Genomic DNA, 20290 nt, shown 5'->3' with positions numbered 1-20290 from the left:
CTTGCTGATTATTATTCTTCGTCGCCGAACCAACAAATGTTACGTGCAGCCATGATAAGTTCACCAGCACGTTCTTCTGTTAATCCTTCGATACCCTCAAGCTCGTCGACACCTTGGTCTGCAAGATCTTCAAGAGTTGCTACACCTTTAGCAGCCAGTTTAAATGCCATTTCACGCTCAAGACCTTCTAATGCTAGTAAGTCTTCAGCTGGCTCAACGCCTTCAAATGATTCTTCTTGTGCAAGAGCCATTGTCGTTAGTGCGTCTTTAGCACGACCACGAAGTTCTTCAATGATTTCTTCGTTTAGGCCATCGATGTCTAGAAGCTCGTTCACTGGCACGTACGCCACTTCTTCTAGAGTCGAGAAACCTTCTTCTACTAACATCTGCGCGAAATCTTCTTCAATATCAAGATACTTCATGAAGTTTTCAATTGAAGCAGACGCTTCTTCTTGGTGTTTCTTCTGCAGGTCAGCGACTGTCATTACATTCAGCTCCCAACCAGTCAGTTGAGAAGCAAGACGAACGTTTTGACCGTTACGACCAATCGCTTGCGCTAGGTTATCCGCTTCTACCGCGATATCCATTGCGTGTGCGTCTTCATCAACAATGATTGAAGCAACATCTGCCGGTGCCATCGCATTAATAACAAATTGTGCCGGGTTATCATCCCAAAGCACGATATCAATACGTTCACCACCAAGCTCACCAGAAACAGCTTGTACACGTGCACCACGCATACCAACACACGCACCAACAGGGTCGATACGACGGTCGTTAGTTTTCACAGCGATCTTAGCACGAGAACCTGGATCACGAGCTGCTGCTTTCAATTCAATTAGCTCTTCCGCGATTTCTGGCACTTCAACACGGAATAGTTCAGCTAGCATTTCAGGCTTAGAGCGAGTAATGAATAGTTGGAAACCACGCGCTTCAGGGCGAACAGCGTAAAGTAAACCACGAACTCGGTCACCTGGACGGAAGTTTTCACGTGGCAATTGGTCATCTCGTAGGATAACCGCTTCCGCGTTGTTACCTAGGTCAAGAATGATCGTTTCACGAGTCACTTTCTTAACAACACCGGTAACTAGGTCACCTTCGTTATCAATGAATTGTTCAACGATTTGAGCGCGTTCAGCTTCACGAACTTTCTGTACGATAACTTGCTTCGCTGTTTGAGTCGTAATACGGTCAAACGTCACCGATTCAATTTCATCTTCAACGTAGTCGCCAATTTGAACAGATTCGTCTTCAAATTGTGCTGCTTCAATTGAGATTTCTGTTGTTGGCGTTTCTACTTCAGCAACAGCCATCCAACGGCGGTAAGTCACAAACTCACCTGTTTTACGATCAATTTCAACGCGAACTTCAATTTCTAGTTCGTGCTTCTTCTTCGTTGATGTTGCTAGCGCTGTTTCTAACGCTTCGAAAATACGTTCACGAGGTACCGCTTTCTCGTTAGAAACCGCCTCAACTACCGCTAAAATTTCTTTACTCATTTATCTAGCCTCTAAGCTTTCTTTTTTAGGGACCTAAAATTTAGGAATCAGGTTAGCTTTAGAAATGTTGCTAAGCACCATTTCTTCTTCGTTACCATCAGCAAGGATTGTGATGTTTTCGCCATCAACAGATTGGATAATGCCTTTCCACTTACGACGGTTACCCACAGCCATTTTGAGAACGATGTTGACCTCGTGACCAATGAATTGTACGTAGTGTGCTGCTTTAAACAGTGGACGTTCAAGACCAGGTGAAGACACCTCTAGGTTGTAAGCCACCGTAATTGGATCTTCGACATCCATCACTGCACTTGTTTGACGACTCACTTCTGCGCAATCATCAACGGTGATACCATTTTCATGGTCGATATACATACGAAGCGTTGAATGCTCACCAGCACGGATGAACTCTAAACCAACCAATTCGTAACCCAAAGCTTCAACCGGAGCTTCAAGTAATTCTGTAAGTTGTCTTTCTAAACCAGTCATTTAACCACTCCAGAAACAAAAAAAGGGCTTAAAGCCCAATTTAAATCCCAAGCACACATACCTGAACTTTAAAAAGCTCAGATAACAAAAAACCCCGAAAAAGTCGGGGTTTTTTGTTGCTGGACCCTGATGCATTAAGGATACGCAATAAATGGCAAACTTAAAAAGTTATTCATTTATTTCCTTAATGTGCAGTGATTTTTTCACACTGCTAAACTTGCAATCCATCAACACTTAGAAAGTATTGGTTGCGGGGGCCGGATTTGAACCGACGACCTTCGGGTTATGAGCCCGACGAGCTACCAAACTGCTCCACCCCGCGTCCGACTTGCTGTGCATTATACGCTCAACAAACTGTATTACAAGTTTATAAATAATGGTGCCGAGAGAGGGACTCGAACCCTCACACCATAAGGCACTAGCACCTCATGCTAGCGTGTCTACCAATTTCACCATCTCGGCTTAAGCTGTTCGCTTATTGAGGAATTTCGTCGCTTGATTTAGCAGGAATTTCACTCACAGTATTATCAGCTTGCTGTTCAATAACTTGACCTTGTGAAGGGTCAACCCATTGAGACTCGCCTTTGTGGGTATACATGTTACCCAACACTAAGCTAATAACAAAGAATACAATTGCAAAAATTGCAGTCATTCGGGTTAGAAAATTTCCTGAGCCGCTAGCACCAAACACTGTGTTTGACGCGCCAGCACCGAATGAGGCTCCCATGTCTGCGCCTTTACCTTGTTGAATCAACACTAGGCCAATAACACCAAGCGCAGCCAACAGGTAAATCACAAGTAGAACTTGAATCATATGTCCACCTATGTTCCTAATTGTTGAGCCAGCGCTGCTTTCTTCGTAATAGTGAAGTATTCACCATATTTAGAAAACCTGGCTATGACCTCCTAAGAGAAGGCGGTGGCAATACTAACGAATGCCGCACTGACTGACAAGATAAAAATAAGAAAAACCGTAGCTTTAGAGCCTAAACGCTCAAAAAAGGGGCAATTAGGCTCATTTCGACAAAAACTCACGATGATGAATGTCTAGGGTGACCAATAAATCAATGTTGTTCCCCTTAACTATCACAGCCATCGCTTGTGATTAGCAACTCGCTTTAACGGCATCTGCAATATATTGTGCTGATTGATTCACTAGGGCATCATCTTCACCTTCCACCATGACTCTAAGCAATGGCTCCGTACCTGATTTACGTAACAGGACTCGGCCTTTATCCGCTAATTCACTTTCTACCTTCAACACAGCTTGTTTAACCGCTTCTGCTTCAAGTGGGTTTGCGTCGCCACTAAATCTAACGTTGATAAGCACTTGCGGATAAAGTGTCATGCCGCTTGCGAGTTCATTAAGTGACATTTTCGAGCCAACCACCGATGCCAACACTTGTAAGCCAGCAACAATCGCGTCACCTGTGGTGACTTTATCTAGCAAAATAACATGACCTGAATTTTCTGCGCCAATTCTCCAGCCTTTTTCTAGCAGTTGTTCCATGACATAGCGGTCACCTACAGCTGCACGGACAAATGGAATACCCAGCTGCTTTAAACCGTTTTCCATACCAAGATTGGTCATGAGCGTCCCTACAACGCCACCTTTAAGCTCTCCTCGGCGCAGCGCATCACGAGCAATGATGTACGCAATTTGGTCACCATCAACCTTATTGCCTAAGTGATCAACCATAATGATACGGTCACCATCACCATCAAAAGCAAGACCAAGTACTGCCTGCTCTTCCAATACACGAGCTTGCAACGCGGCGACATCAGTGGCACCCACTTTGTCGTTAATATTGGTACCATCGGGTTCTGCGCCCATAACAATCAAGTCTGCACCTAGTTCACTAAAGACTGCTGGTGCAATTTTGTATGTGGCACCGTGTGCACAGTCGATAACAATTTTCACGCCCGATAAATCTAAGTCGTGCGGAAAAGTACTTTTACAAAACTCAATATAACGGCCTGCCGCATCATTCAAGCGACTTGCTTTACCTAATTGCGCAGATTCGACACATTCAATGTCTTTGTCGAGTTCAGCTTCAATCGCAAGCTCAATTGCATCAGGAAGCTTTGTTCCTTCGGAAGAAAAGAATTTAATGCCATTATCATAGTACGGGTTGTGAGAGGCAGAGATAACAATCCCCGCCTCTGCACGGAACGTTTGCGTCAAATACGCCACGGCAGGAGTCGGCAATGGTCCGGTAAAAATGGCTTTTAGCCCCGCAGCCGATAAACCAGCCTCTAATGCTGATTCCAGCATATAACCAGAAATACGGGTGTCTTTACCAATAATGACTTTTTTTGTGCCTTGCTTTGCAAGAACACGTCCAGCAGCCCAGCCAAGCTTTAGTACAAAATCAGGTGTGATCGGATATTGTCCTACCTTACCGCGCACACCATCAGTACCGAAATAACGTCGTTGTGACATGTAATTTCCTTTTTCTATTTTTATATATTGTTCTGCATCATCTCAACAATAGCCATTGCTTCGATGGTTTCTTTTGTATCGTGAACTCGAATAATCTGCGCGCCTTTTTGTGCTGCGAGTATTGCACAAGTGACACTTCCGACCATACAGTCGGCAGGTTTTTTATCGAGTAATTTAAATATCATCGACTTTCTCGACATCCCCGCCAACACGGGCAAACCGAACTGGTGAAATTTATCAAGATGGGCCAGCAAGTGATAATTGTGTTCCAGGGTCTTACCAAAACCAAAGCCTGGATCAAGAATAAGCTGCTCTCTTGCGATACCCACGCTTTCACAAGCTCTAATTCTTTCGTCCAAAAAGTCTTGAATGTCCTTAAGCAGATCATGATACGTCGGTGCCTGCTGCATTGTCCTCGGTTGACCTTGCATATGCATCAAACAAATAGGGACATTAGCCGCGGCTGCCACTTCAAGAGCACCGGGCTCTTGCAGCGCCCGAACATCATTGATGATATCAGCCCCTGCTTCAACCGCCTGTTTCATTACTTCAGCTTTACTAGTATCAATTGAAATCCAAACATCATGATGTTGACGAATAGCCTGGATAACAGGAATAACACGTGACAACTCTTCACTTAGCGCAACGTCGGGCGCGCCCGGTCGTGTGGATTCACCACCCACATCAATAATAGTCACACCGGCTCGGATCATTGCAGCCGCTTGCTCAAGCGCATTATCAATAGAGTTGAACTGGCCACCATCGGAGAAAGAGTCAGGTGTCACGTTGAGGATGCCCATAATTTGCGGGCGATCTAAATAAAGGGTTTTATTATTAGCATTTAATAACATGGCAATAAATCATGGCTGTATAAACGAAAAAAGCCCCGAGAGATCCTCGGGGCTTAATAATTAAAGACTACTCAGAATCTTTTTTTGAGGATGTAGTTGAACTGTTATCTTCAACATCTTCAGCTTTAGTTTCTGCTACTTCAGGCTCCGGCGTTGCCTCTGCTTTCGCAGGCTCGCTCTTAGCTTCTGGTTTTGAAGTGTCTTGAGCGTTGGCTTGGTCACCCCAACCAGCTGGTTCACGAATGGTCTCTTTGCGTTCCATCAAGTCATCAATTTGACCCGCATCGATGGTTTCATATTTCATGAGCGCATCTTTCATTGCGTGCATCAAATCCATGTTGTCTTCAAGGATTTGTTTCGCTCTGTCATAGTTGCGGTCAATTAATACGCGAATTTCTTCATCGATTAATCGAGTCGTTTCGTCAGAAACATGCTTTGCTTGACTCATGCCGCGACCTAGGAAAACTTCACCTTCTTCTTCCGCATAAAGAAGTGGACCAAGTTTTTCAGAGAAGCCCCACTGCGTCACCATCTTACGAGCGATATCTGTTGCACGTTCGATATCGTTTGATGCACCAGTAGAAACATTGTCTTTACCGTAAATAAGCTCTTCCGCTAGTCGACCACCATATAAACTAGAAATCATAGACTCTAGATGCTGACGAGACATGCTAACACGATCTTGTTCTGGCAAGTACATGGTCACACCCAGTGCGCGACCACGTGGAATGATAGACACTTTGTATACAGGATCGTGCTCTGGCACTAAACGTCCAACAATTGCGTGACCCGCTTCGTGATACGCTGTTGACGCTTTCGTCTCTTCCGACATCACCATAGAGCGGCGCTCAGCACCCATCATGATTTTGTCTTTCGCCAGTTCAAACTCGACCATAGAGACATTACGCTTATTGCCACGAGCGGCAAATAGAGCAGCTTCGTTCACAAGGTTAGCAAGATCAGCACCAGAGAAGCCAGGTGTACCACGAGCAATCAATGATGGTTCAACATCGGATGCCAATGGCACTTTACGCATATGCACTTTAAGGATCTGTTCACGACCACGTACATCTGGAAGGCCAACCACAACCTGACGGTCAAAACGACCAGGACGAAGTAATGCTGGGTCTAGTACATCTGGACGGTTAGTCGCGGCAATAACAATGATGCCTTCATTACCTTCAAAACCATCCATCTCAACAAGCATTTGGTTTAGTGTTTGCTCACGTTCATCATGACCACCACCCACACCTGCGCCACGTTGGCGACCAACTGCATCGATTTCATCGATAAAGATGATACACGGTGCGGCTTTCTTTGCTTGTTCGAACATGTCACGTACACGAGATGCGCCGACACCGACAAACATTTCAACAAAGTCAGAACCTGAAATCGTGAAAAACGGTACTTTTGCTTCACCCGCAATGGCTTTTGCAAGTAAGGTTTTACCCGTACCAGGAGGACCGACTAAAAGAATACCCGTTGGGATTTTACCACCGAGTTTTTGGAATCGGCTTGGATCACGTAAGTAATCCACCAGCTCTTTCACGTCTTCTTTTGCTTCGTCACAACCTGCAACGTCAGAAAACAGAGTTTTGATCTGCTCTTCACTCATCATACGAGCTTTGGATTTACCAAAGGACATTGCGCCTTTGCCACCGCCGCCTTGCATTTGACGCATGAAGAAAATCCAAACACCAATAAGAAGAATCATTGGGAACCACGAAATAAAGATAGTGCCTAGCAGGCTCTGTTCTTCTGGCGGTGTACCTGAAACTTTTACGTTTTGGTTGATAAGGTCATCAAGAAGTTTTTGATCATAAACCGGCATGTAAGTCACAAAACGACTACCGCCACGGCGAGTAAAGGTTATCTCGCTGTCTTTAAACTGCGCTTCTTGAATCTGGCCATTGCCAACTTCCTGTACGAACGTGGTGTAATCTACCGCTCGACCATTGCTTTCGCCAGGTCCAAAGCTTTGGAATACCGACATCAACACAACGGCGATGACTAACCACAAAATTAAATTCTTTGCCATGTCACTCAAGGTGTCAGTCCTCGATAACTAATTGTAATTAAAGGTAGGGTACTACAGTTTTTCAGCTGTAGCTACAATGTTAATTTTCTCTTTGTAAACTAATGTTCAGCCTTTGTATCCATTAGCTACAATAAATACCTCACGAGAGCGAGCTCTAGATGAGTCCGGTTTGCGAATCTTCACCACTTTGAACATTTCGCGCACTTCTTTTACGTACTGATCAAACCCTTCGCCCTGAAAAACTTTGACGACAAAGCTGCCTCCAGGAGCTAAGGCTTGTCTACACATATCTAATGCTAGTTCAACAAGATACATTGCTCTAGGTTGATCAACAGATAAATTTCCAGCCATGTTTGGTGCCATATCTGACATCACAACATCGACCATATCTGGTTGTATTTTTTCTAGCAGTGCATCAAGTACCGCTTCATCTCTAAAGTCACCCTGTAAAAAACTGACTCCAGCAATTGAATCCATCGGTAATAAGTCACAAGCAATGACCTGTCCTTCGTCACCGACAACTTTAGCGGCATACTGTGACCAACCTCCAGGTGCTGCACCCAAATCGACCACAGTCATTCCAGGTTTCAGTAACTTATCTTTGTTTTGAATCTCTTCAATTTTAAAGATAGCACGAGATCGATACCCTTTTCTTCTGGCTTCATTCGCATATTTATCATCAAAATGCTCCTTCAACCAACGGCCTGAACTGGCCGAGTGTTTTTGCTTACTCATTCAAAATCCAACGTAACAAGGGCAAACCCTTAGAATAAAGTATAGTCTTCGTCATTAGATGGCGTTAAAATACGACTTTTCAACCCTAACACTAAATAAATTTGGCCGCGTTATGAACTTAAGCACGAAACAAAAACAGCACCTAAAAGGCCTAGCACACGCACTGAAACCCGTTGTGCTTCTAGGCGCAAATGGACTAACAGAGGCTGTTCTAGCGGAAATCGAAATCGCTCTTGACCACCACGAACTGATTAAAGTTAAAGTGGCTTCGGAAGACCGTGAAACTAAGCTATTGATTGTTGATGCGATTATCCGTGAGACAAAAGCAGAAAAAGTACAAGTTATCGGTAAAACACTTGTTCTTTATCGCCAATCAGAGCAAAAGAAAATCGAATTACCTCGTAAATAGCGAGCGTTCTATTCGTCACATTGTTGAAACATCTCGTTTCAACTTAAAAAGGTCGCGTAATGCGGCCTTTTTTGACTGTGCTAAACGTTATTACTCGCTAATAGTATGCACAAGTCGTACATACCGACGACACGAAGTACAAAAAAAGCCGCGCTACGCGACTTTTTATTATATAAGTGAAGATTTAGATGTATGCAACTTTGTCGATATCAAAATCTTTTTGACCACCCGGTGTTGTGATCGTCACTTCATCACCTTCCATCTTACCAATCAAACCACGTGCAATTGGAGAGCTGACTGAAATACGACCCGCTTTGATATCCGCTTCATCATCACCAACGATCTGATAGGTCTTTTCTTCGTCAGTATCAACATCAATCAAGGTAACGGTAGTACCAAAAATGATTTTTCCATTGTTATCCATTTTCGTCACATCAATAACTTGTGCGACAGAAAGCTTGTATTCGATGTCACGAATCTGAGCTTCGCAGATGCCTTGCTCTTCACGCGCGGCGTGGTATTCAGCATTTTCTTTTAAATCACCAAGCTCACGAGCTTCCGCAATTGCTTGAGAAATAAGAGGACGAAGTTTAAGTAGTCGCTCTAGTTCTTCACGTAATTTAAGCTCACCGCGAGCGGTCATTGGAACCTTTTCCATTTTAACAACCTCTTTTCCAAATTTTACTTTGGACAAAAAAACCCTACTCAAACAAAGCTTGAGTACAATTTAAAAATAACTGGATTAAGCCTAGTGTAATCAATCTAAGGATACAAATCATCGAAATTCATAGCTTGATACTATGTTGTATCAACATGGAGCTTCAATCTACTGGCTTCATAACTTCAATTTACTGGCTTCATAACAATGAGATCACGTCAACGTGCCTGACTAGGCACATAACAGCCAATCAATATAACGCAGAAATCTCTATTGCTGCAAGTTCAACACCAACAGAAAAGCTCAGGATCGTGCACAGTTTTTTTGTTCGACATACAACAACTCGACCATCCAAGTAAATTTAACCCAAAGTTTCCCAAATAGCGCTTTATCTCCGCAATATTGGTTGCTAGCCTACAACAACATACACTAAGACTGACTCTACGGTTATGACCATCAAGCACACGCTAGTCGCACTTACTTTGTCCATTATTTCACCGTTCATCCATGCCTCTGATGTAAGTACACTATTACCAGCAGGGAGCCGAGCCAGTATTTATCTAGACTCCATTGAGCAGACTTCTTCGCCTTTAGTCAGCCAAAACACACAAGACTACTTTCCTCCGGCTAGTACACTAAAGGTTGTTACAGCTCTTGCGGCAAAGCTCTCTCTTGGCGATGATTTCCATTTCAAAACAACCGTATCTACAGCAGGAAATGATGTCATCATTCGCTACTCTGGAGATCCGTCATTTTCAAGAAAAGATCTTCGCGCCATGCTACGCAAAGTAAAAACATTTACTGGAAATCAGGTTGATACAGTATGGCTCGATAACCGCACATTTGCTGGCTACAACCGAGCGGTTGGCTGGCCTTGGGATATATTAGGCGTCTGCTACAGCGCCCCTGCATCGGCAATTACACTAGACGGAAATTGTGTCCAAGGTGCGCTGTACACCAATAATGATGGCACAACGCGTATCCACATTCCGCCACATCAGCCCATAGTCGCGATATCGACCGCCCGCAGTGTGACTAAGCAACAGCAACAAGAACAACATTGCGACCTTGAGCTAAGAACCACAGCAGATAATCGTTATTCACTTGATGGCTGTGTGGTACAGCGTCAATCCCCTCTACCACTAAATTTTGCCATGTCCTCTCCAGCAAAATTTACTCAAGCGGTGATTCGAGATGAAATGGATAAGCTTGGTGTGACCATCTCTGGCGGCATCAACATTGGTGCGCCAGAAAACACTAAGCTCACTGAACGGGTTACTCACCATTCAGCGCCTTTACCTGAACTGCTCGCCACAATGCTGCGTGATTCCAATAACCTCTACGCTGACAATATCCTGAAAACTATTGGAGCAACACACTTCAAGCAACCAGGGTCTTTCAGCAACGGTACCACTGCGGTTAAAGCCATTTTAAAGCAACAAGCCAATATTGATATCGATAGTGCGGTATTAGAAGATGGCTCAGGACTTTCACGTAATAATCGCGTGACTGCCACGCAAATGGCCGACGTGCTCCATTATATCTATCGTCACGACGCCACTCTCGATCTGATTACTCTGTTACCGATATCGGGCAATAATGGCACCTTGAAGTACCGCCAAAGTATGAGAAAGCCCCCAATTAAAGGGGCGCTATCCGCGAAAAGTGGTTCATTATTTGGGACCTACAACATGATGGGCTATGGGCTGAACTCAAAAGGTAAAGTCGAAACCATTTTCGTGCAATTTGTCACCGACTACCATCTCGATAAATCACAAGCGGCTAAACCTGTGATATCTCCCTTGACCAATTTCGAGCAAACCTTGTATCGACAAATCATCGATTACAGCAGCGCTTTAGAGCGCTCTAACAACAAAGCACAGCCGTAGCTGTGCTTTGAGTGTTACTGAACGGTAAGTGTTACTGAGCGGAAAGTGTTAACTAGGTTGTGAGTTAAGCATATTGAATGGGCTAACTCACCCCTTACGATAAGCCTAGGAAGTAGTTCACAACCGTGAAATAGATCCACATACCCGATATATCTACAATTGATGCTAAGACCGGGCTTACTAATACCGCAGGGTCTAAACGAAATACTCGAGCAATAATCGGCAGCACACCACCAAGGGTGGTAGAAATCGTCACCTGTATAAAGAGCGCGACGGCGATTGATAGTGCTATGGTATTTAAATCAAAGCCATTTCCGGCATCAGGATGGCTAAATAGTAGAATTCTTGCCACCATAACTAAAGCCACTGCAGACGCTAGACAAATGGCGACGCGACTCTCTTTCCACAGCACATCCAACCATTGCCGCTTTCTCAGCTCACCTGTTGCTAACGCGCGTATCACCAAGGTTGCAGCTTGTGTCCCAGTATTTCCTCCTGCTGCAGCAATCACCGGCATGTACACCGCCAATAACACTAACTGACTGAGAATGTCTTCATACTGAGCGATAATAAGCCCCGAGACAATCCCCATTAAAGCAAGGGTAATAATCCAGCCAATACGCTGTTTAACGTGCTCTAACACTCCCGTCGTCAAATACCCTTGTGTGGTTTCTGCTTCGGAGTGAATAAAGCCAAGTTGGTGGGCAAAATGTCGTGCCCGTTTATCATGCCCCTGCAAATCTAGCTGTTGAATCAGGTGCTGGACTTGTCCAAACGCGCAGTGTTGCAACACGCCTACAGCCTCATCAATTGGCATTACTGTCAATAAATTGAGTTGCTGATCGTCGTCGTACTGCAAGAAAGCTTTGGTTGCCGCACTGATCTCTTCTTCTGAGAAACGAGGCGTGTTTTCAATATAAGTGTTGCTCATTACCGTCATGGCGAATCTCCCGATTAGCGTTGGTAACGACCATCAATTGTCACAAATATCCGCCAACCAAACTCGGTTGACATTCATTTGCAAAATAGTAGACAAGGAGAAAAATAAGAAAGGAATATAGATAAATAGCCTCCCACCTTGACGGCAGGAACGAAGATCGCAAAATACCGAAAAAGTGTTACTTTTCTCCTTTGATACTAGGAGGATGGTCGGTATTGTTCATAGGTATCTCCGAAAAAGCTATCGACTCGATAGCGGCGCTAGAATACCAAAAACACTCACTGAGTAAAGCCCATTTTCTCTGTTGAAACTAATTTTTACCTTTCTTAACTATTTAGCGATTTATCATGCGTATTATTTCCCCACGTTTGCTTGCCATTTCATTGTTTAGCGTGTTGCTACTCGCTGGGTGTAACTCAAAAAGTTCATCTCCGTCACTGCCCCCTAAGCCACCAGTTACCGATTGTAAAGTGAACTGGCAAACCGAATTCCAACACCTCAATCGCGCATGGCAACGCTCTCGCTATGATCACAGCTGTAATGAAGGTAACGCTAATTTCCCTACAATAGAAACCGATACAACCGCAGAACATGCGCTGAACTATCAAAACATTTTTGACCGAGAACGAGAACTTTACGGCTATAACCCACGATTTATTCCGGGTCGCCCCTACTTCGATGCCAACAATCTCCCTTGGATGATTGTCAATAATATGAATCAATTTAACCGTGGTAACGATCAACCGGGTCATCATCAAGACCCTGTTACCTTAGAGAAAACGGGGAAGCCGCTGCACGCACTCACCTATGATGATCGTGTGTATTCATCGCTATATCCTAGCGGCACCGAGTGTACTGATTGTGATTCTTACTTAGTACGACTGACGGCGAATGGTGAGTGGGTTTCTATTTCTCTAAGAGGGTTAGAGCAAGAATTTGGCTTTAGGCAAAATGCCGATGGGCTTGACGGCTATCGCTACCGCTATATTGAACAGGTTTATTTCCGAGACAATGGCGATGTCTTTTTTAAACTCGACCATGGGGTGATCCGCTATCAAGCGTCAACACAAACGTGGCTCGGCTATCCACAAAACTGGATTGCTCAAACCGAAATGGTTGGCAACGGACAGGACGCCCCTTTATTTGTCCGCTCCAAAAATAGCACCTACACCATCTTACGCCTGGTCGAGCAAGGGAATGATGAGCTAGAGTGGCAGCAAGAAACCCTAACGCTACCGCTATCACTTGGTTTATATCGAGGTAGTCATCCGATTGTATGGGAAGGCAATACGCTTCATATCGCTGCGATTAGCTTTGAAAGCGATGTAAATAACCGAGAGTCATACAATACGGGGCAATACTATGTGCGCTACCAATTAGGTAGTGAAGCGGCAGATGTGATGTTTATGGGTTGGAGTGGCTCAACGTCACAAGCAACGCCTGACTCACATAATCAACCGATAATCCTTATCGATAGCCACAAGCGTCTACACTACATTTCTGGGGCACACAACCATCAGATTTGGCATCGCTACTCTCTTCAACCTGTCACCAATACTGATTGGAACAGCGATCATAACCTATGGGGGAATACAGTCGAGGCAAATGATAAATTTTCCGCTGGGCCTAATGAAGCATTTGGTCAATACCCAGAAGATAAACCTCTTTCCGATACTGTGAATTATGTAGGGCAACCATACGGGCGTTATACCTATATCCATGCAGTCTTAACAAGCAACGATGATGTCTACTTAGCGATGAGAAACACTGCACCAAATACGTTGGCACCGCAAGGCTATCGTTTAGAGTGGGTTAAAGGCACGCTAGAGGGTTCTGGAGAGTACCAATGGCAAGACCAAGGTGTTGTAGTCATGCCAAACTGGCAGCAGTATTCAAACTACACCCAGAAGCTGCATCAAGATAAGCGCGGCAATCTATTTTTGCTCTATACCTATGAGATTCAAAACTTCAAAGAAAGCACTTGGTTCAACACACAAGCGCGACGTTCATATAGCAACGCTGAAGAGTGCGCGCTGGCCACATCAAGCAAGGATTGTATCAACACCTATCAAGTACATTATCAACGTTGGCCCAATGAAGAGCTGGCAGGTAACTCAAACCGATATAGTCAAGCTTATCAACACGATCCCGTGTTGCTTGTCAGCTCTGATAACGGACAGACTTGGCAACCAGCCACCACCGCAGGATTTATAGCAAACAAAATACCATAAAATTTCGGCCTAGTTGTTACACTAATCGGTCATCAACTAGGCCATAATCCTGGTAAGTTCCTGGTCTGCTACTGCACTTTGAGAGAATGAGCTTCCATGTCAATGTTAAAGTGCTTTTTCACTTGTTCAGCGTAGCGATCATCGAAGGGGGCATCAATACTCATCACGCTATCACCTTGGGTGATTTTTAGTATGTTATCGAGCAAAGTAATCATTCCATTTTCGATAGGAAGCGCCACTATTGTAGCCGATGTAAATACCGAGTGTTGACTGGTTGACGTATAGTGATTGCCACATTCGATGTCCCCCTGACACACAAAGGAAAGATCAAGGCTATATAAATCGAACCACTCATTATCACGCTTAACTTGTAACATAAAGCCATAGCGCTCTTCTTCAATAAACCGAAACGTTTGATAATCAATATGCTGCTCTTGCCCTACTTCAAGCAACAAAGGCTTCCTGGGCGTCTGAGAGCCAAAGCCAGCATCAACAATCCAGCGTTGGTCGTTCAATGTGATTAAAGAAACCTGATGCGTTCTACCCGACGGCTCACCAGAAAGGTGAACACGTGCGAGCAATGCCCGACCATCAAAACCAACCGCTTGTAATGCATGGAGCAATAAACCGTTCACTTCAAAGCAATAGCCGCCCCTTTCACTTAAAACTAACTTCTCGAAAAGGTTATCTAGACCCAAACGAATCGCACGTCCAGCGGCAACATCAAAGTTCTCAAACGGTATCCTACGATGTTGACACTTGTGCAGCTTACGCAAACCGTCTAGATCGACAGTGATGGGACAAGCAACACCTAGCTTAGAGAGATATTGATTAAGTTGGATTGACGTCATCATTGTTGGCTTCCCTAACCAGTAAAATGCGAATAGCTCATTGGTGATTTATACTACGCGGATACAAAAAAACGCTCAAATATGAAATCACTCTCCCTTGCTAACTCACTTAGCGGTAAGAGTGATTCATACTCAAGCGTTTACGTTCACCGTTCTAAATTCAGATAGGCTAAACGCCCTATTGAACGCGTCGTAGCACCACTTTTAGCGCTTCAAAATCATTATTCAGATCTTCTGATAACAATTCCATCGCAGCGTGTTTTGCAAGCGGTGCTGGAAGCTCGATATCTGTATCTAGAATATCATCGACAACTTCTTTAAATTTCGCCGGATGCGCGGTACACAAGAATAGGCCGGTCTCACCCTCTTGCAGTTGCTCATCTAAGACGCGATACGCGATCGCACCATGTGGCTCACATAGATAACCTAGTGAATTGAGTTCGCGTACCGACTGTGCACTTTGCTCATCAGTAACCGCCCCTTTGCCTAGCGTATCAAGCCCCCAGCCTTTCAGCTGACATAGCTCTTCAATACGTGGCCAGTTATTCGGCTGACTCACATCCATTGCATTAGACGTTGTCGCAACGGTCGGTTTAGGATCCCACTGCCCCGTTTCTAGGTAACGGGGTACGGTATCATTCGCATTTGTTGCCGCAATGAAGCGTTTAATCGGCAACCCAAGTGCTTTAGCAAGCAACCCTGCGGTTAAATTACCGAAGTTACCACTTGGCACTGAGATAACCAGGTTTTCACGCTGTGCTTTGCTTAGCTGTGACGCAGCTTCAAAGTAGTAACAAATCTGCGCCATTAATCGACTAATGTTGATTGAGTTTGCCGAGTTAAGACCAATTTCTTTTCGCAACTCCGCATCATCAAAAGCTTGTTTCACTAACGCCTGACAGGCATCAAAATCGCCATCAATCGCCACGGTGTGGATGTTTTTACCTAGCGTGCAAAATAGCTTCTCTTGCAGTGGGCTGATTTTCCCTTTTGGATACAAAATGACGACATTAATGTCTTCCATACCATAAAACGCATGAGCAACAGCTGCGCCAGTATCACCAGACGTTGCCGTTAAGATCGTGATTTTTCCACCATCCGATACCGCAGCAAGGGAGTTAGCCATGAAGCGGCCACCAAAATCTTTAAACGCTAGCGTCGGGCCGTGAAAAAGCTCTAACGCATACACGCCCTCTTTCACTTCTTTGATTGGCGCAGAGAATTGGAACGCGGCATCCACCATTTCCGTCACTTTCTCTTTTGGAAGCTCATCACCAATCAGTGCCGAGAGAATTTTTGCGCTGCGAGATACAAAATCTTCCGCTAATAGCGCATCGACATCCTCAAACTTTGGTAGTTCAGAGGGAAAGAATAGCCCTTGGTTACGGCCTAGCCCTTGACGGACGGCCTGACCAAAAGAGACTTGTTCATCATTTTCTTTGATATTGTAAAGCTTCATTGCTCACTTCCTGTTACTTTCGAGCCTTGCTTGTCCAAACGACAAACATGCACGAATCCTTCGTTATTCTGTACGTAATTTTCTTCTAACCATCGAGCAACGCGCTCTGCCACGTCTTTTTCTTTACAGATACTAAACAGCGTTGGTCCACTGCCAGAGATGCCCGTTGCTAACGCACCAGCCGCCTTTGCATACTCTCTTGCTTGACTAAAGCCTGGTAGCAATTTGGCACGATATGGTTCAGCAATCACATCTTTGATCATCTTCGCGGCTAATTCAGGCTGGCCAGAATGGCACGCATGAATGAAGCCAGCAAGATGACGACCGTGTGCGATGATATCTTGTCTGCGATATTGAGAAGGTAAAATCTCTCGCGCTTCTGCCGTCGAGACTTTAATCCCTGGGTACGCCATGACCCAATACCAATCATCAAAGCAAGGGACTTCTTGGCTAATAATACCAAGCTCTTCAAGCATCAGTTGCACGCCACCTAGATAGCAAGGTGCCACATTGTCATAATGGATGCCACCAGAAATTTGTCCTTCCATTTCGCCCATCAAGGCCAACAGCGCCATTTCATCCAGTGGATTACCATGATATTGATTAAGCGCGTCTAATGCTGCCACAATAGAGCAAGCACTCGAACCTAACCCCGAACCAATTGGCATGTTCTTTTCAAGCGTCATGTGAATCGGCTGAAGCGGGATACCTTTTTTATCCAACTCTCTCGCAAACACTTTCCAGCAATCATAAACTATGTTTTCTTGTGGATTGGATGGCAGCTTGTCAACAAAGCGCCCTTTCGTTGTAAGCTCGAAGGCCACATCACTGGCTTTAATTTCAACGCAATCACCCAGCAAGGTGCCATCAATTGGCGATACTGCAGCCCCTAACACATCAAAACCAACGCTTACATTACCGATAGACGCAGGAGCATAAACCACGACATTCTGACTCATTTTATACTCCTAATTTCCATCCAAGTGTACGCATCACATCAGAGAAGACACCAGCAGCGGTCACTTCCGTACCTGCGCCATAGCCACGTAGTACAAGAGGGATTGGTTGATAATAACGGCTGTAGAAAGCCAGCGCATTTTCACCATCTTTGATCTTAAACATAGGGTCATTTTCATCAACAGACGCGATGCGAACTCGGCACTTGCCATCGGCAATTTCACCAACATAACGCAGCACTTTACCTTCTGCGGCTGCGTCAGCAACAAGTTTAGAGAAGTACGCGTCGGCTTCAGGTAAGCGAGCCATAAAGTCTTCAATTGAACCGGAATCATCAAAGCCCGGTGGCAATGCTTGATCCACTTCCACATCTTCAAGCTCCAGTGCCATGCCAGCTTCTCGAGCCAAAATTAACAATTTACGAGCAACATCCATTCCTGATAAGTCATCACGTGGATCTGGTTCAGTAAACCCTTTATCTTTCGCAACATTCGTTGCCTGACTTAGGGTCAGTCCTTCATCCAACTTGCCAAAAATAAATGACAATGAACCCGATAGAATACCGTTGAATTTTTCTAATTCGTCACCAGCAGAAATTAAGTTCTGTAGGTTTTCAATAACCGGAAGACCTGCGCCTACCGTTGTTTCATACATCAGTTTACGGCGAGAGCTACGCGCCACATCACGAAGCTGATGATAATAAGCCATGCTTGAGGTATTAGCCTTTTTGTTCGGGGTAACTACGTGGAAGCCGGCGGCTAAAAACTCTGCGTACTGATTAGCGATCGTTTCACTTGATGTACAGTCAACCAATACCGGGTTAATGATGTGATTACGTTGAACTAATGCAGCTAATCCAGCCACGCTAAAGCGTTCCGTAACATCATTCATACGGTCTCGCCATTGTTCAAGTGGTAATCCCTTACCGTCGAGTAGCACACCTTTACTATTCGCTAGACCACAAACACGAATGATAATGCCTTTTTCCGCCAACTTAACTTGCTGACGTTGAATTTGATCAACCAGCTCGCCACCAACACCACCGACACCAACCACAAATACATCCAAAAAGTGTTTAGAATTGAATAGATTTTCATGACAAGCTTTGATCGCTTCTGAAATTTTATCTTCTGGGATCACGGCAGAAATCGCACGCTCTGACGATCCTTGAGCAATCGCAACAATATTGACATTCACTTCAGCCAGCGATGAGAAAAACTGCGATGCCACGCCGCGTGATGTTCTCATTCCATCACCCACTAGCGTCACAATCGCCACATCATCCATAAACTCTACTGGCTCAAGTAAGCCATTTTTCAGTTCTAGATCAAAGGTTTCTTCTAGGATTAGCGACGCTTTCACTCGGTCTTCTTCTTCAATACAAAAACTGATGCTGTATTCCGAAGACGACTGAGTGATTAAAACAATGGAGACCCCGGCAGAAGACATGGCACCAAAGACACGGCTCGCCATACCCACCATGCCCTTCATACCAGGACCGGATACGTTAACCATAATTAAGTTAGATAACGTAGTAATCCCTTTAATTGGTAAGTTATCCTCACCGGTATCTTGGCCTATCAAAGTACCCGCACCCTGAGGGTTAAATGAGTTTTTGATAAGGCATGGGATATGGAATTGAGCAATAGGAGCGATCGTTTTAGGGTGAAGTACTGAAGCGCCGAAATACGATAGCTCCATTGCTTCTTGATAACTAAGTGATTTAAGCAAACGAGCATCATCAACTAAACGCGGGTCGCAGTTGTAAACACCATCTACGTCTGTCCAAATTTCGCAGCAGTCCGCTCGCAAACAGGCGGCGAGTACTGCAGCAGAGTAATCTGAGCCATTACGACCTAATGTGACCAACTCACCTTTTGCATTGCCTGCCGTAAAGCCTGGCATGATATGAACAACGCCTTCCTCTAATGGGCTAGCTTGAAAGTTTTGAGTAGACACACCTACATCAACCATCGCTTCAAGATAGTCGCCATTCGCGTAAAGATACTTTACCGGGTCAATTAATGCCGCAGCTTGGCCTTTGGCTTCAAGTACCGCCTTCATCAATTGAATAGAGATACGCTCACCTTTCGAGATGATGCGAGCATTCACATGATCAGGGCAGGTACCAAGTAAACGGATGCCGTGTACAAATTGATGTAATTGAAACAGGGAAGTTTTCACCTGATTGTCAAAGTCTGTACTTTGAATATTGGGAAGAACCGATTGGATGTTGGCAAACAACGCTTTAAATGACGCCTCCAGCTCCGAAATCTGGAGTTCGACTTCACTATTCTTAAGTGCCGCCTCAATGACCGCGACTAGTTTGTTGGTTGTTTTTCCTGGTGCTGATAGCACCACAGCTAAATTTTCTTGCTGGGCGTTGTTGGCAATGATATCTGCCGCTCGTAAAAAGCGGTCAGCATCGGCTAACGATGAGCCGCCAAATTTTAGTACTCGCATCCTTTCCTCCCGAAATACTCAAAACAGGTAAAAAAAAGGCCCGTATCTTGGTGATACAGGCCTTGTTTTTGAATTTCTTCCGTCTACCAGCCTGCTCCAACATTGGTCATGTCGGTAATAATAATCGTGGTGGTCATTACTACTAGCTGGCTTCTATACATAGGTTTATCTACAAACTTTCTTATGTGCTTACCCATACGTTTACCGCACTTTCCGTAGGCTAGTCAATCAAAATCTGTACTTTTCTTAAATCAAGGGCGTTATTAGGGTCAATCACTAAAAAAAGACATTTATTGCAGATATATGTCATTAGGTTATGAGCAAATCGTTAAATGCTATATAGATTTACAACTTTTTGCTTAGATATTGTGCTTTAAT

The 20290-nt window shown here is 44.6% G+C and carries 16 protein-coding genes, 2 tRNA genes and 1 other annotated feature; of the genes, 3 read left to right on the top strand and 15 right to left on the bottom strand.

Going from position 1 to position 20290, the window contains the following annotated elements; genetic code table 11:
• Window positions 1-11 precede the first annotated feature (11 nt).
• From nusA to rlmE, 9 genes are all read right to left on the bottom strand, one after another.
• Window positions 12-1499 (bottom strand): transcription termination factor NusA, encoded by a 1488-nt coding sequence (gene nusA, locus L4D05_RS01300; RefSeq protein ID WP_265673714.1) that lies wholly within the window; start codon window positions 1497-1499, stop codon window positions 12-14.
• 33 nt (window positions 1500-1532) lie between these two features.
• Window positions 1533-1988, bottom strand: coding sequence for a ribosome maturation factor RimP (rimP, locus tag L4D05_RS01295; protein ID WP_428792810.1), 456 nt, complete (start codon window positions 1986-1988; stop codon window positions 1533-1535).
• Between the two features lie 245 nt (window positions 1989-2233).
• Window positions 2234-2310: transfer RNA gene (locus L4D05_RS01290), tRNA-Met, on the bottom strand.
• A 55-nt stretch (window positions 2311-2365) separates the two neighbouring features.
• A tRNA-Leu gene (locus tag L4D05_RS01285) sits at window positions 2366-2450 on the bottom strand.
• A gap of 13 nt (window positions 2451-2463) precedes the next feature.
• Window positions 2464-2802 carry a preprotein translocase subunit SecG gene (gene secG / locus L4D05_RS01280; protein WP_250615707.1) on the bottom strand — a complete coding sequence of 113 codons (339 nt, stop codon included), beginning with the start codon at window positions 2800-2802 and terminating at the stop codon, window positions 2464-2466.
• 291 nt (window positions 2803-3093) lie between these two features.
• Entirely contained in the window at window positions 3094-4431 is a 1338-nt protein-coding gene (gene glmM, locus L4D05_RS01275; RefSeq protein ID WP_428792809.1) for a phosphoglucosamine mutase, read from the bottom strand.
• Between the two features lie 20 nt (window positions 4432-4451).
• Entirely contained in the window at window positions 4452-5282 is an 831-nt protein-coding gene (gene folP, locus L4D05_RS01270) for a dihydropteroate synthase (RefSeq protein ID WP_428792808.1), read from the bottom strand.
• Between the two features lie 67 nt (window positions 5283-5349).
• On the bottom strand, window positions 5350-7320 hold the full coding sequence (gene ftsH, locus L4D05_RS01265) for an ATP-dependent zinc metalloprotease FtsH (protein WP_428792807.1): 1971 nt from the start codon (window positions 7318-7320) through the stop codon (window positions 5350-5352).
• 105 nt (window positions 7321-7425) lie between these two features.
• Window positions 7426-8055 (bottom strand): 23S rRNA (uridine(2552)-2'-O)-methyltransferase RlmE, encoded by a 630-nt coding sequence (gene rlmE / locus L4D05_RS01260; protein WP_265673710.1) that lies wholly within the window; start codon window positions 8053-8055, stop codon window positions 7426-7428.
• Window positions 8056-8167: 112 nt separating this feature from the next.
• On the opposite strand from rlmE, the gene yhbY reads away from it, so the two are divergent.
• On the top strand, window positions 8168-8464 hold the full coding sequence (yhbY, locus tag L4D05_RS01255; protein WP_250615712.1) for a ribosome assembly RNA-binding protein YhbY: 297 nt from the start codon (window positions 8168-8170) through the stop codon (window positions 8462-8464).
• Window positions 8465-8648: 184 nt separating this feature from the next.
• Here yhbY and greA read toward each other — a convergent pair whose 3' ends face one another.
• On the bottom strand, window positions 8649-9122 hold the full coding sequence (gene greA, locus L4D05_RS01250; RefSeq protein ID WP_265673709.1) for a transcription elongation factor GreA: 474 nt from the start codon (window positions 9120-9122) through the stop codon (window positions 8649-8651).
• A gap of 449 nt (window positions 9123-9571) precedes the next feature.
• On the opposite strand from greA, the gene dacB reads away from it, so the two are divergent.
• Window positions 9572-11011 carry a serine-type D-Ala-D-Ala carboxypeptidase gene (gene dacB / locus L4D05_RS01245; protein WP_428792806.1) on the top strand — a complete coding sequence of 480 codons (1440 nt, stop codon included), beginning with the start codon at window positions 9572-9574 and terminating at the stop codon, window positions 11009-11011.
• A gap of 94 nt (window positions 11012-11105) precedes the next feature.
• Here the strand turns inward: dacB and L4D05_RS01240 are convergent, their stop codons facing one another.
• Entirely contained in the window at window positions 11106-11951 is an 846-nt protein-coding gene (locus L4D05_RS01240; protein WP_250615715.1) for a magnesium transporter, read from the bottom strand.
• A gap of 347 nt (window positions 11952-12298) precedes the next feature.
• Here L4D05_RS01240 and L4D05_RS01235 point away from each other — a divergent pair, with 347 nt between their 5' ends.
• Window positions 12299-14182 carry a hypothetical protein gene (locus L4D05_RS01235; RefSeq protein WP_428792805.1) on the top strand — a complete coding sequence of 628 codons (1884 nt, stop codon included), beginning with the start codon at window positions 12299-12301 and terminating at the stop codon, window positions 14180-14182.
• A gap of 68 nt (window positions 14183-14250) precedes the next feature.
• On the opposite strand, the gene L4D05_RS01230 is transcribed toward L4D05_RS01235, so the two are convergent.
• From L4D05_RS01230 to thrA, 4 genes are all read right to left on the bottom strand, one after another.
• Window positions 14251-15036, bottom strand: coding sequence for an arylamine N-acetyltransferase family protein (locus tag L4D05_RS01230; protein WP_428750426.1), 786 nt, complete (start codon window positions 15034-15036; stop codon window positions 14251-14253).
• Window positions 15037-15211: 175 nt separating this feature from the next.
• On the bottom strand, window positions 15212-16492 hold the full coding sequence (thrC, locus tag L4D05_RS01225) for a threonine synthase (RefSeq protein WP_428792804.1): 1281 nt from the start codon (window positions 16490-16492) through the stop codon (window positions 15212-15214).
• Window positions 16489-17451: a homoserine kinase gene (gene thrB / locus L4D05_RS01220; protein ID WP_428750424.1), complete on the bottom strand. Its 963-nt coding sequence runs from the start codon at window positions 17449-17451 to the stop codon at window positions 16489-16491. Before thrB ends, thrC begins: the two co-directional genes overlap by 4 nt.
• A 1-nt stretch (window position 17452) precedes the next feature.
• Window positions 17453-19912, bottom strand: coding sequence for a bifunctional aspartate kinase/homoserine dehydrogenase I (gene thrA, locus L4D05_RS01215; protein WP_428792803.1), 2460 nt, complete (start codon window positions 19910-19912; stop codon window positions 17453-17455).
• A 29-nt stretch (window positions 19913-19941) separates the two neighbouring features.
• Window positions 19942-20060: a sequence feature (Thr leader region), on the bottom strand.
• Window positions 20061-20290 lie beyond the last annotated feature (230 nt).

The organism is Vibrio nomapromontoriensis, from assembly GCF_050337205.1.
GTDB classification, from domain to species: Bacteria; Pseudomonadota; Gammaproteobacteria; order Enterobacterales; family Vibrionaceae; genus Vibrio; species Vibrio nomapromontoriensis.
This window is presented reverse-complemented; position numbering and strand designations above follow the sequence as displayed.